10 protein-coding genes are annotated in these 13,033 nt (G+C 61.8%); 7 read left to right on the top strand and 3 right to left on the bottom strand.

Annotation, left to right across the window (positions count from 1 at the left end):
- From bcsZ to B4I46_RS15335, 6 genes are read left to right on the top strand one after another with little or no spacing between them, the layout of a single operon-like run.
- Entirely contained in the window at positions 1-1,239 is a 1,239-nt protein-coding gene (gene bcsZ / locus B4I46_RS15360) for a cellulose synthase complex periplasmic endoglucanase BcsZ (RefSeq protein ID WP_080922885.1), read from the top strand.
- On the top strand, positions 1,215-5,192 hold the full coding sequence (locus B4I46_RS15355; RefSeq protein WP_286900859.1) for a cellulose biosynthesis protein BcsC: 3,978 nt from the start codon (positions 1,215-1,217) through the stop codon (positions 5,190-5,192). Before bcsZ ends, B4I46_RS15355 begins: the two co-directional genes overlap by 25 nt.
- An 18-nt stretch (positions 5,193-5,210) precedes the next feature.
- The gene (locus B4I46_RS15350) at positions 5,211-5,870 is read left to right on the top strand and encodes an SGNH/GDSL hydrolase family protein (protein WP_043862368.1); all 660 of its coding nucleotides are present in this window, start codon (positions 5,211-5,213) and stop codon (positions 5,868-5,870) included.
- Positions 5,867-6,538 carry an alginate O-acetyltransferase AlgF gene (locus tag B4I46_RS15345; protein WP_054915585.1) on the top strand — a complete coding sequence of 224 codons (672 nt, stop codon included), beginning with the start codon at positions 5,867-5,869 and terminating at the stop codon, positions 6,536-6,538. The genes B4I46_RS15350 and B4I46_RS15345 overlap by 4 nt, the downstream gene beginning before the upstream one ends.
- An 18-nt stretch (positions 6,539-6,556) precedes the next feature.
- A complete protein-coding gene (locus B4I46_RS15340; protein WP_286900857.1) occupies positions 6,557-7,972 on the top strand; it encodes an MBOAT family O-acyltransferase in 1,416 nt (471 codons plus the stop codon).
- Entirely contained in the window at positions 7,972-9,135 is a 1,164-nt protein-coding gene (locus B4I46_RS15335) for an alginate O-acetyltransferase AlgX-related protein (RefSeq protein WP_286900855.1), read from the top strand. The genes B4I46_RS15340 and B4I46_RS15335 overlap by 1 nt, the downstream gene beginning before the upstream one ends.
- 53 nt (positions 9,136-9,188) lie before the next feature.
- Here the strand turns inward: B4I46_RS15335 and B4I46_RS15330 are convergent, their stop codons facing one another.
- A complete protein-coding gene (locus B4I46_RS15330; protein WP_043862365.1) occupies positions 9,189-9,521 on the bottom strand; it encodes a hypothetical protein in 333 nt (110 codons plus the stop codon).
- Positions 9,522-9,883: 362 nt separating this feature from the next.
- On the opposite strand from B4I46_RS15330, the gene B4I46_RS15325 reads away from it, so the two are divergent.
- Positions 9,884-10,210 (top strand): hypothetical protein, encoded by a 327-nt coding sequence (locus tag B4I46_RS15325; protein ID WP_104572234.1) that lies wholly within the window; start codon positions 9,884-9,886, stop codon positions 10,208-10,210.
- A 790-nt stretch (positions 10,211-11,000) separates the two neighbouring features.
- Here the strand turns inward: B4I46_RS15325 and B4I46_RS15320 are convergent.
- Positions 11,001-11,678 carry a DUF2971 domain-containing protein gene (locus tag B4I46_RS15320; protein ID WP_286900850.1) on the bottom strand — a complete coding sequence of 226 codons (678 nt, stop codon included), beginning with the start codon at positions 11,676-11,678 and terminating at the stop codon, positions 11,001-11,003.
- A gap of 79 nt (positions 11,679-11,757) precedes the next feature.
- Positions 11,758-12,840: a type I restriction endonuclease gene (locus tag B4I46_RS15315; RefSeq protein WP_286900848.1), complete on the bottom strand. Its 1,083-nt coding sequence runs from the start codon at positions 12,838-12,840 to the stop codon at positions 11,758-11,760.
- Positions 12,841-13,033: the final 193 nt, after the last annotated feature.

The raw sequence follows: 13,033 nt of genomic DNA, 5'->3' as shown, positions 1-13,033 counted from the left end.
ATGCCTCTGCCAACCGGACACACCGCACCGTTGCCCGCCAGGCGTCCGCGCTCGCTGCTGCGCCGCCTGCTGGGCGCCAGCGCCCTTACCCTGCTGCTGCCCGGCGTGAGCCAGGCCAACAGCTGCCAGGCCGACCCCTGGCCGTTGTGGCAGGTGTTTCGCCAGCACTTCGTGCAACCCGACGGGCGCGTGCTCGATGCCAGCACGCCGCAGCAGCACAGCTCGTCCGAAGGCCAGTCCTACGCGATGTTCTTTGCCCTGGTGGCCAACGACCAGGCCAGCTTCGACAAGCTCTGGCTGTGGGCCAGCAACAACCTTGCCGGTGGCGACATCAAGCAGAACCTGCCGGGGTGGATCTGGGGCCTGGACGACAAGGGCCAGTGGCGCCTGCTGGACCACAACTCGGCCTCGGACGCCGACCTGTGGTTCGCCTACGCGCTGAGCGAGGCCGCGCGGCTGTGGAACACCCCGGCCTACAACGCCCAGGCTGCCCAGCTGCTGGCCAATATCAAGGCCCGCGAAGTGGCCGAGCTGCCGGGCCTGGGCATGATGCTGCTGCCCGGCGTGGAGGGCTTTGCCAAGCCCGATCACTTCTGGCAGCTCAACCCCAGCTACCTGCCGGTGCCGGTGCTGCGACGCCTGGCGGTGGTCGACCCCAAGGGGCCGTGGAGCCAGATCGCCCGCAGCACCGCCAGCCTGATCAAGGGCGTGAGCCACAACGGCTATGTGGCCGACTGGGTGGGCTACCGTGGCACCGGCCCGGACAAGGGCCTGTTCGTGATCGACCCGGTCAAGGGCGAAACCGGCAGCTACGACGCCATCCGCACCTACCTGTGGGCCGGCATGACCCCGGCCAAGGACCCACTGGCCAAGCCGATCCTCGACAGCCTCGACGGCATGGCGCGCAGTGTCGCGACCCACGGCGTACCGCCAGAGAAAGTGCAGGTGCAGGCCAACACCAGCAGCGGCGATGGCCCGTTCGGCTTTTCTGCCGCCCTGCTGCCGTATTTCAAGGCGCGCCAGCAACCCTGGCTGCAGGAACAGCAGCGTGCCCGTGTCGACCAGCTGATGAGCAAAAGCCTGAGCCCCGAAGCGCTGCAGGCCAGACAACCCCCTTACTACGACTTCGTGCTGAGCCTGTTCGCCCTCGGCTTCATGGATGATCGTTACCACTTCCTCGACGACGGGAAGCTGCAACCACTCTGGGAGACTTCATGCCCTCGCGCCGCCAAACCCTAGCCATTGGGGTGCTTGCCGCCCTGATCCACAACAGCAGCTTTGCCGAGCTCAGCGAGAACGGCAAGGTCCTGCTGGAACAGGGTCAATACTGGCAGGCCCGCAAAGACATCACCCGCGCCACCGAGGCATGGCGCAAGCTGCTGCTGATCGATCCGCAGCAGGCCGACGCGTTGTACGGCCTTGGCCTGCTGGAGCTTGATGGCAATCGCCCGCAGGGCGCCAAGCGCTACCTCGACCAGCTCAGGCAGGCGCACCCCGGCGAGCGTCAGACCCTGTTGCTGCAACAGGAGATCGCCCTGCACAGCGCCGATAACACCGCGCAACTGGAGCAGGCCCGCCAACTCGCCGAATCGGGCGAGCTGGATCAGGCCGTGGCGGCATACCGCACGCTGTTCAGTGGCAGTGCACCCCAGGGCGAACTGGGCCTGGAGTTCTACAGCTACCTGGGCTACACCGCCACCGGCTGGCAGGAAGCGCGCCAGGGCCTGGAGCGCCTGCAGGGCCAGTCGCCGGACAACCCCAAGATCAAGCTCAACCTGGCCAAGCTGCTGCTGCGCAACGAAAGCACGCGGGTGGAGGGCATTCGCCGGCTGGCGTCCTATGCCAACGACCCGGTGATCGGCAGTGAATCGATCGAGGGCTGGCGCCAGGGCCTGTCCTGGCTGGGTGCGCCGCGCCCCGCCGAGGTGCCGTTGTTCGATGCCTACCTCAAGGCCTACCCGGACGACGAAGAGATCCGCAACCAGCTCAAGAGCGGTGCCCGTGCCAGCCAGGCCAGCGCCGTCCAACGCCAGAACAGCCACCTGGTGCGTGGCTTCAAGGCGCTGGACGCCAACGACCTGCCCCAGGCCGAGCAGTCGTTCCAGGCCCGTTTGCGCGAGCAGGCGCAGGATGCCGACGCCCTCGGCGGGCTGGGCATCGTGCGCCAGCGCCAGGGCCGCCTGGGCGACGCCGATGCACTGTTCAAGCAGGCCATCAGCCGTGGCAACAGCAGCCGCTGGCAGAGCGCCCTGCAAGGCAACCGCTACTGGGTGCTGCTGGACCAGGCCAATGCCGCCCGCGACGCCGGCAATCCGCAAGACGCCCGCGAGCTGCTGCAACGCGCCATCGCGATGAACCCGCGCCAGGTGCAGGGGCCTGTCAGCCTGGCCGACCTGCAGGCCGCCCAGGGTCAGTTCGACAGCGCCGAAACCACCTATCGCCAGGCCCTGAGCCTGGATGCCGGCAACCCCGATGCGCTGCGCGGGCTGGTCAGCGTGCTGGCGCAGAACGGCAAGCTGGGCGAAAGCCAGCGCCTGATCGACGGGCTCAGTGATGCCCAGCGCGAACGCCTGGGCGACCTGCGCGTGCTGCGCGCGGCCATCGCCGTAGGCCAGGCCCGCGACGCCGAGCGCAGTGGCGACCTGGCCGGCGCTCGCAAGGCGCTGGAAGAGGCCGTGCGCAACGACCCGCAGAACGTGTGGGCGCGTTACGACCTGGCGCAGGTCTACCTCAAGAGCGATGCCTCCGGCAAGGCGCGCCAGACCATCGACGAGATGCTCAAGGCCAACCCGCAGCGGGCCGAGGCGCTGTATGCCAGCGCGCTGTTCTCCAGCCGCCTGGGCGAGTGGCAGTCGGCCCAGCGCAGCCTGGCGCAGGTGCCCGCGGCCCAGCGCAGCGCCGCCATGCACACCCTGGCCGAAGAGATCGAACTGCACCTGCTGACCCGCCAGGCGGCAGACCTGGCCAAACAGGGCCAGCGCCAACAGGCCATGAAGCTGCTGCAACGCGCCGAACCGGCAGCGGCCAACAACCCCGGCATGCTCTCGGCGCTGGCCGCGACCTATATCGATATCGGCCAGACCGAACATGCGCTGGGCATGCTGCGCACCGCCATTGCCCAGAGCAGCACGCCCTCCCCGTCCCTGCGCCTGGCCTATGCCGGCGCACTGCTCAAGGCCGGCGACGACGTGCAGGTGAACCAGATTCTGCGCGAGCTGCGCAGCCAGCCACTGCAGGCCGGCGACCAGCGCAGCTACGACGACCTGGTGTTCCAGTACACCGTGCGCCAGGCCGACCTGCTGCGTGAAAAGGGCGACCTGGTGGCCGCCTACGACACCCTCGCCCCGGCCCTGGCGCAACGCCCGCAAGACCCGCAGGCAGTGTCGTCGCTGGCGCGCATGTACCTGGACAACCGCAACCCGGCCAAGGCGGTGGAGCTGTTCACCCCGCTGCTGCGCCAGTACCCGGACAATGCCGACGTGCAGATGGGCGCCGCCCAGGCCTTCGTACAGGCCGGCGATGCCGACAAGGCCGAGCGCGCCGTTGAAAAGGCCCTGCAACTGGCCCCGCAGAACCCGCAGATTCTCACCAGTGCTGCCGGCTATTACCGTGGCCGCGGCAAGCTGGCCAAGGCCGAGCAGCTGTATGCCCAGGCCCTGGCCTTGCAGGCGCCGCCGGAGCAGAACGTGCTCAACCCCTTCGGCCAGGCGATTGCCGTCAACCCCTTCGTCGGCCAGCCGGGCCAGCGCAAGCAGTCGCGCCTGAGCGAAACGGTGCTGGCCGAGATTCCCGAGCCGGCACAGACCCAGGTCAGCAGCCGCGACAATGAGGCGTTCGACGCACCGGTGCTGCTGGCCAGTCGCGACAGCGAACCTGGCCTGCGCACGGCCAGCCAGGCCACGCCGCAGCTCGCCACGCCGGCCCCGGTCGACCCGCGCGCCGCGCTGCAGACCGAGCTGGATACGATTCGCGAGGCGCGCAGCCCGCAAATCAAGCAGGGTGTCACTTTCCGCGGTAACGACAGCGAATCGGGGCTGGGCAAGATCACCGATGTGGAGGCGCCGCTGGAGATCAGCGTGCCGTGGAACGACGATCGACTGGCCCTGCGCATCACGCCAGTGTCGCTGAACGCAGGGGGGGTGAAAAACGAGCTGAGCGCCAATTCGCGCTTTGGCGGGATCACCAGCGAAATGGCCAGGAACATACTCGCCATGCCGCTACCCGACCTGCTTGCAGAAGCAGAGGACTTCTACATCGACAGCCCCGGCTCGCAGAAGGACAGCGGCGTCGGCGTGGCCGTAGCCTACGAGAACCCGTCGCAGGGCCTCAAGGCAGACCTGGGCGTGAGCCCGGTAGGCTTCCTGTACAACACCGCCGTGGGCGGTATCAGCCTGGATCGCCCCTTTGCAGAAGGCAGCAACTGGCGCTACAACCTCAACCTGTCCCGGCGCTCGGTCACCGACAGCCTGACCTCCTTCGCCGGAGCCCGCGACAAGCGCACCGACCTGCAATGGGGTGGCGTAACCTCCAACGGTGGTCGTCTGCAGCTGGGTTATGACAATCAGACCTACGGCATGTACGGCTATGGTTCCTGGCACAAGCTGCTGGGTCACGACGTGGAGTCCAACACCCGCAGTGAACTGGGCAGCGGCATCTACTGGTACCTGCTCAACAATCAGGATGAACGCCTTACCGCTGGCCTGAGCGTGTCCGGGGCGCATTACGCGAACAACCAGAGCTTCTTCACCTACGGCCACGGCGGCTACTTCAGCCCGCAGAACTTCTTCTCCATCGGTGTGCCGGTCAGCTGGGCGCAGCGGGGACCGAACTTCAGCTACCAGGTGCAGGGTTCGGTGGGCATGCAGCACATCGAGCAGGACAGCGCACCGTACTTCCGCGACAGGCAGTCACAAGCGGCGCTGGAACGAATTTCCCAGGCCTTTGCCACGGACGGTACGACCCTGCGCACCACCTATGCCTCGCAGAGCAAGACCGGCATCGGCTACTCGCTGGGCGCCAGTGGCGAATACCGGCTGGGCGATGGGTTCTTCTTCGGCGGCACCCTGGGTGTGGACAACGCCCGCGACTACCAGCAATGGACCGGTGGCCTGTACCTGCGCTACCTGTTCGACGACGGCCGCGGCGCCATGCCGTTGCCCGTCAACCCGTACCGTTCCCCTTATTCGAATTGATTTGCAGGAGTATCAACCATGGCTAGTTCACTTCTCGCAGGCCTGACCATTCTGATGATCGGCGACAGCCACCTGGCGACCCCCGATTACCTGATCAAGAGCCTGCACGACAACCTCGTGCAGCAAGGTGCCCAGGTGCACTCGCTGGGTATCTGCGGCGCCAATGCCGGCGACTGGCTCAAAGCCACCCCTGGCACCTGCGGCGGTGCCGAGCGCCGTGGCACCGAAAAGCCCGTGGTACTGGGCAGCAAGGCGGCCACCCGGCCGATCGGCGACCTGATCAAGGCCGACAAGCCGGACCTGGTGGTCGTGGTGATGGGCGACACCATGGCCAGCTACACCAAACCGGCCTTCCCCAAGGCCTGGCTGTGGCAGCAGACCACCAGCTTTGCCAAGGAAATCGCCAACACCGGGGCCAAGTGCGTATGGGTCGGCCCCAACTGGGGAACCGAAGGCGGCAAGTACGGCAAGACCTACGCCCGCGTCGAACTGACCTCCAAGTTCCTCGCCGCCAACGTGGCGCCGTGCGACTACGTCGACTCGCTCAAATTCTCCAAGCAAGGCGAGTGGGCCACGGTCGACGGTCAGCATTTGACCGCCCCGGGCTACCTGGCCTGGAGCAAGAAGATCAGCGAAGAGATCGTCAAGGCGCCGGTCGTGACGAGCATCAAGAAATGAAGCGCGCCCTGCACGCTGTACTGCTGGCCCTGCCCGCCGCCCTCGGCGCGGGCCTGGCCCAGGCCGAGATCGCGCTGTACCCCACCGGCCCCAGCGAAGACTCGGCGTTCTTGCGCTTCGTCAACGCGGCCCCCGGCACCCTGCAACTGGTGGCGGACGGCTCCAGGGCCAGCCTGCAGCTGGACGCGGCCAAACCGGTGTCGGCGTACCTGCCGGTACCGGCCAACAAGGCCATCAAGGGCACCCTGAGCCGTGACGGCCAGCGCTCGGCCCTGCAGCTGAGCGTTGCCCCTGGCGAATTCGCCACGGTAGTCGCCCTGCAGGACGCCAGCGGCATCCGGCAACGCGTGGTACGCGAGCAACCCGACGACTTCAATGCGCTGAAGGCTTCGCTGGCCTTCGTCAACCTCGACCCTTCCTGCCAGGGCGCAAGCCTGCGCCCTGCCGGGCGCACGGCGGACCTGTTCAAGGACGCGCCAGAGGCCAGCGTGCAGCGTAGATCGATCAACCCGGTGAAGCTGTCGGTGCAACTGGTGTGCGCCAATGCCAACGTCGGCGGCCCGGTGGACCTGGGCGAACTCAAGGCCGGCGAGCGCTACAGCGTATTGCTGCTGCCCACGGCGAGCGGCCCGCAGCTTGTGCCCGTCACGGACACGCTCTCCAACTGATCGGACGTCTTCACCACCATGGTATTCGCCTCACTCGAGTTCCTGACGCTGTTTTTGCCGATCTTCATGCTGGTGTACGCGCTGAGCCGTCCGGCCTGGCGCAACGGCGTACTGCTGATCGGCAGCTGGCTGTTCTATGGCTGGCTGAGCCCGCTGTTCCTGCTGCTGCACATGGCGCTGACCGTGGTCGCGTGGGTTGGCGGGCTGCTGGTGAACCGCAGCCATGAGGACTCGCGCGGGCGCATACGCCTGCTGGCCGCGCTGATCGTGTTCAATACGCTGGTGCTGTGCTGGTACAAGTACGCCAACATCCTGGCCGCCAACTACAACGAGCTGATCACCTATTACGGTGCATTGCCGATGGAGTGGCAGCGGGTGGCGTTGCCGGCGGGGCTGTCGTTCATCGTGCTGCAGGCGATTTCCTACCTGGTGGATGTGCACCGCCATACCGTGCCGGTAGAGCGCAGCTTCGTGAACTTCGCCACCTACATCTCGATGTTCGGCCACTCGATCGCCGGCCCGATCATCCGCTACGACTGGGTACGCCGCGAGCTCAACCAGCGCTACTTCAACTGGCAGAACTTCTCGCTGGGCGCGCGCCGCTTCATGATCGGCATGTGCATGAAGGTGCTGGTGGCCGATACCCTGTCGCCGCTGGTGGACGTGGCCTTCCACCTGGACAACCCGTCGTTCCTGGACGCGTGGCTGGGCTGCCTGGCGTATTCGCTGCAACTGTTCTTCGACTTTGCCGGCTACAGCTGCATGGCCATCGGCCTGGGCCTGATGCTGGGCTTCCACTTTCCCGAGAACTTCAACCGGCCGTACCTGGCCAGCAGCATCCAGGACTTCTGGCGGCGCTGGCACCTGTCGCTGTCGAGCTGGCTGCGCGACTACCTGTACATCGCCCTGGGCGGCAACCGTCACGGCACCTGGAACACCTACCGCAACCTGTTCCTGACCATGGCCATTGCCGGCCTGTGGCATGGCGGGGACAGCTGGAACTACCTGCTGTGGGGCTCGGCCCACGGTATCGCGCTGTGCGTCGACCGGGCCTGGAGCCGTTCCAGCCTGCCGGAGATCCCCAAGGTGCTGTCGCACACCCTGACGCTGCTGTTCGTGTGCCTGGCCTGGACGCTGTTCCGCGCCCCGGACTTTCATACGGCGCTGTCGATGTACGCCGGCCAGTTCGGCCTGCACGGCTTTGCCCTGGGCGAGGCACTGGCAGCCACCGTACGCCCGGTGCACGGCCTGGCGGCGTTGCTGGGCGTGGCGTGCATCATCCTGCCGATCTGGCAGGCACGCGCCGAGCACCGCTTCGCCAGCCGCGCGTGGTTCGTGCATGCCGCTGCCCTGTGGCCCGTGGCCGGCTTCGTGCTGTCGTTCGCGTTGATCGCCAGCCGTGATTCGGTCCCCTTCCTGTACTTCCAGTTCTGATGACGATGAAGACACCTCCTCCCAGTACAGCGCCCACGCCCCCCAGTGCACTGGCCCTGCGCACCAGCCCGATCGCCGGCGTCACCCTGGCGCTGTTCCTGGGTGCCGGCCTGCTGTCGTGTGGCTGGCTGGTGGCCAGCGGCAAGCTCGAGCTGATGCCCGACAAGCACCTGTCCAATGGCCAGGTGCTGCACGGCGAAATCACCCACCGCATTGCCAAGGAGCTGGCCAAGGCGCCGCTGCCGAGCGAGGCCGCCGACCTGGAACGGGCCGGCAGCTGGCTGCTGCTGGGCGACACCGGGCCGCGGGTGCGGCCGGGCTGCACGCAGTGGCTGTTTCTGAGCGATGAACTCAAGCTCGACCGGCACGCGGCCGACAACGCCCAAGCCAAGGCCGATGCGGTGATCGCCCTGCAACGCAGCTTGCAGCAACGGGGTATCCGCCTGCTGGTGAGCGTGGTGCCGGACAAGAGCCGTATCGCCGCCAGCGAGCTGTGCGGGTTGACTCGCCCCACGGCCTCGCAGGCGCGCATCCAGCAGTGGGTGCAGAAACTCCAGGCGGCCGGCGTGACCACCCTGGACCTGACTGCCAGCCTGCAGCCGCTGGGCGCCAGTGCGTTCCTGCGTACCGATACCCACTGGAGCGAAGCCGGCGCCCAGGCCGCCGCGCAGGCCATTGCCGAGCAGGTCAAGGGCATGGGCTTGAGCGCCACCCCCAGCAAGACCTTCGACACCCGCCAGGAGCCTCTGGCACCGCGCCCCGGGGACCTGGTGCGGCTGGCCGGCATCGATTGGCTGCCAGTGGCCTTGCAGCCGCCACAGGAACAGGTGGCGCCAACGGTCATCACCGAGCGGGCCGAGGCCGTCAGCGATGCGGGCGACAATCTCGATGACCTGTTCGGCGACGACAACCTGCCTAACGTCGCGCTGATCGGCACCTCGTTTTCGCGCAACTCGAGCTTTGTCGGCTTTCTGCAACGTGCGCTGTCGGCGCCTGTGGGCAACTTCGCCAAGGACGGCGGCGAATTCTCCGGAGCCGCCAAGGCCTACTTCGACAGCCCGGCGTTCAGGCAGACGCCGCCACAGCTGGTGATCTGGGAGATACCCGAGCGCGACCTGCAGACGCCCTATGCGGGTGACGTGCAGCTGCCCTCCAAGCCATGACGCACCACGCCCGCTGCGCGCGTTGACACGGCGCGGCGGGCGCTGGCGAATGCTCAGGCAAGCTTTTTCAGATCTGCCGCTGAATCGAACGTGGTGAAGTGGTAGATGCCGTGGATCTTCTCCAGCTGGCAACACCAGCCCTCCTGCTCGCCGGCTTGCACCACGAACCTCAGTTCTTCGATACCCGCCATATTGGCGGCAGCTTCGAGCAGGGTCTTGACGCGCTTTTCGACAAGGGCGTCGTAGGCCAGTTCGTATGACTTCTCCCAGGTGGCGTCGGCATTGCGAAATCGCTTCCAGTTATCGTCCTTGAGCACCTTGCAAAAGGCCACGCGCTGAACTTCGCCGGTATTGGACAGGTCGAGGGACAACAGGCAGAGGGTCATGGTGGGCTCCCATAAGCAGTGAAATTCCCTTGCAACCTAGTCACTCGCTTTTCATCCATCAATGCTAAATGGCCATCACCTGAGAGTTAAAATAATTCAAGAATTTACCAAAAAACAGCAACTAAACAACTTAACCAAGACCATGTAGGAAAGTTACTACGCAAAGAAACACGAGCTATAAAGTTCTTTTATGGAACAAAGGGCTTTCAGGCACTTTAAAATAAACAGAAACATTCAAAGGCGTGCCGTTTCGGCGCAATTACAGCGTCTTGAAGCGAGCGCTGCGCTTCTGCAATCATGCCCGCCGGGCGCTGCCAGCGGGCAGCGTCGTCCCTTAGCGCACCGCACAAAGGAATGACTCAATGATCAGGGTATTGCTTTCGCTGGACCTCACCAACAAGGAATCGGAACGAGACAACTTCAACAACTTCCTGGCAGAACAACAATGGAAGAAGTTGGCTGGTGTGAATACCGTCTGGGCCATCGAGTATGATGATTTCAGCCAGACCAACGAGCAACATGTGACAAGCGTCAAAAGAGACCTGTCCAAAGTGCTGCTCACCGCGGCACGGGAATTCAAACCGGACCGTATTACCTACGTTGCACAGATAGCCAACATTGAATGTATCGGGCGCTATATCTACCGGGAGGGTGGCGATTACAAGGCGTTCATTTACGAGCCCTGCTGATAGCGCTGAAGAGAGTGAGGTGTCTGCGACAGTGATAAGGTCGCAGGCATTTTTCGTGCGTGCGAAGGGAAAGCAGTGCACTGCATGCGTATTCGGGGGAAAGGGAACTGGATAGAGGCGGCCCCTGGCAGACAAGGGCTTGCGTTATGGAGGCAACCCCACCAGCCACACCCCGGCACACAATGTTCCCGCTGTGGCTGCTTCCTTCCGGGCCTGACCAGGTCGCATGCAAGCATGCTCGGGAATCAATGCGGGCCTTATCGGGCAAGGGTTTCAGGCTGATGAGGTAGCTAGCCATCTACCCCTGCAGACACTCAGCACGGTCGCTCAAAACTTGGGGTGTAGCCAGCACTGTCACACTTTGCTGTAACACTGTAGTGGTCTAATGATTCCGGAGCCCACATCCGAGGCTTACAAAATCCTCGTTTAAAAATATTATTAATATGTATACCGCTAAGAAGCTCCAAGTCTCTCGAAAAGCATGCCATCAGCGCTTTACCCTTGAACTCTCCCGACAACCACCCAGACTGTTCCTCTCGGTTGTAACCACCAAGATCCCGACCTTCATTGGTGCCAAAATTAAATAACCAACCCTTACGCTCCTTAGGGTAATTAGTCGAGACATATTGAGCTAAGCCTGAGCATTCGCTCCTTGAGCATATAGTCAATAGCTGTATGAGCTGAAGTATAGTGATACAAATATTTATTATGATCAGTAACATTACAATTCATATACCCTCCGACTCAAGCTCAGCACCACTAACAAAAAGCCAGTAACTGTTCACGACACCTATCTAGACGGCAGTGTATATAATTTAGACTTACCTACATCGCCAGGAAACTTAAGTACTTCCTTGATATAGTGCTTCATTGCCATGCAAAGCTCTTCAGGCGCCCGAGGATCAAGCATTACAGTCTCTATGAGTTCAAAGCCATTTACAGGCACCTCTATTCCGGTCACTGCTGGCTGCTCATCGCGCATTACCTTGGCGTTGAAAAATATCGCTCTAACCTCTTGCTCATGCTTGAATGCGGATCTTTTTACACATAGTAAGTCTGCAGCTTGGGCGGGACCGAAAAAATCATCATCAGCCATTATAGCTTCAATACCAGCGATTTCTTTTTTGTAAGCAGCCGGTGCAAGATATCTAACGTTTTGGAGCTTTCGCTCAAACCCGCTACCCTTTGATGTATGCACCGTCATCGCGCCGGCTAACTTCTTCTCGGTCGTCCTGAGACGTACACCAAGATAGTCGGGAGAATAAATTCTCCACATAGCATCAGACCGACTAGCTGTAGACCAGCACTGAGCAAATACTGCATGATCATAGCCATGCTTTATATGTGTCTCATAAGGATCCTCCCACCGAGAGGGATGGGAGAAATAAAGCTTTCCTTTCAAAGCCGCTACAGCATGATCAAACCTTATGATCCTATAAAGGTAGCGATCACCGCTCTCCAATTTCATATCTCTACTTATTCTTTCACACCAAGAAATTGTAAATTGTTACTTCGACACCAATCAAACAGTCGAAGCAACAGCAACCCTACTCATAAAGGGATATAGTCGCCTTTAGCTGCTCTGCAAATCCATAGATATCATCTAACGACGCTATAGGATGGCGCGTCTCATTTTTCTCGGAATTAAAAACCCCAAGATACTTTTGGCTTCGATTAAAATGCAACCGACAAATTGGCTTGCGATTATTATCATCCAGCAATATGCCGAAATAGCTCTGGGTATCGCGATGCACTATTCGCTTCGCATCAACAACTGCCCTTACAATAGCCTTGACGATATGAAAACCTTCAAGTTCTTCGAGCGTGGTTTGGATGCGATCTTCATCAGCCTCTTCAGCGGGCTCTGCCGACACTGTGGATTGAACTGCACTCATGGCATAGGATGGCTCGACTGCGCCGCTCATTGCAGACTTAAGTCGATCATTAACCTGATCCCCTAGAAACTGAATAGCTGCTTTACGGGTCAAAGTCGTGAATTGTTCTCTAACCTTCTGGGTGATAATCCCATCGTAGACCCGAGTAGCGAAGAACTTCACGAACTCGTCATTAGGCTGACTGAATTGCGAAGCCATCTCTTTCTTGATCTGGCCAACGTACTTCAGTTCTCCAGCCGCACTGATGATCGAGTCAACATCGAACGCAGACTTGGTTAGCTTCTGAAGCTCTGGTAGGGCGTGCTCGTCCAGATCGAGAAGGTCCAGCTCCAAGAACGGCTTCTCATCCATCTTGTTAGGGGCATCGAGGTCGGTGAAGAACCGGTAGACCTGGCCATTGGTGAGGATCGAGATACGGGCGGTGGTGACGTGGAAATACCGGAAGAGCTGGCTCGCATGATTGATATGCAGCGGCTCGCCGATCTTCTTGCACTCGATCAGGATCTGAATCTCGCCGTTCTTCATGATGGCGTAGTCGATCTTCTCGCCCTTCTTCGTCCCCACGTCGCAGACGTACTCTGGGGTAACCTCTGAAGGATCGAAGACGTCGTAGCCCAGGACGGAGTTGATGAAGGGCATGACAAAGGCAATTTTGGTTGCCTCTTCAGTTTGGATAGCAGGACCCTGCTGGCGGATTTTGGCTGATAACGCGTTCAATCGCTCTACGAATTCCATCTCTAGCTCCTCGCTCAGATGCCACATCCTATTAGCACAGCTACCGTACTGGCAATTGCAAATCACTGCGAGAGACAAGGGAAAAACGCCATTTGAGCGAATGATAAGGTAGCGCTGAGGTTGGCGTAGCCAGAGAGGGTATTGGAGAGGCAAGATGACGAAGCTAAAATGACTAGCACAGTGCACCACTTAG

The organism is Pseudomonas sp. UBA7500 (assembly GCF_002478435.1).
Taxonomy (GTDB): Bacteria; Pseudomonadota; Gammaproteobacteria; order Pseudomonadales; family Pseudomonadaceae; genus Aquipseudomonas; species Aquipseudomonas palmensis.
The sequence above is the reverse complement of the archived record's forward strand: the minus strand, read 5'-3'. Positions and strand labels throughout refer to the sequence as shown.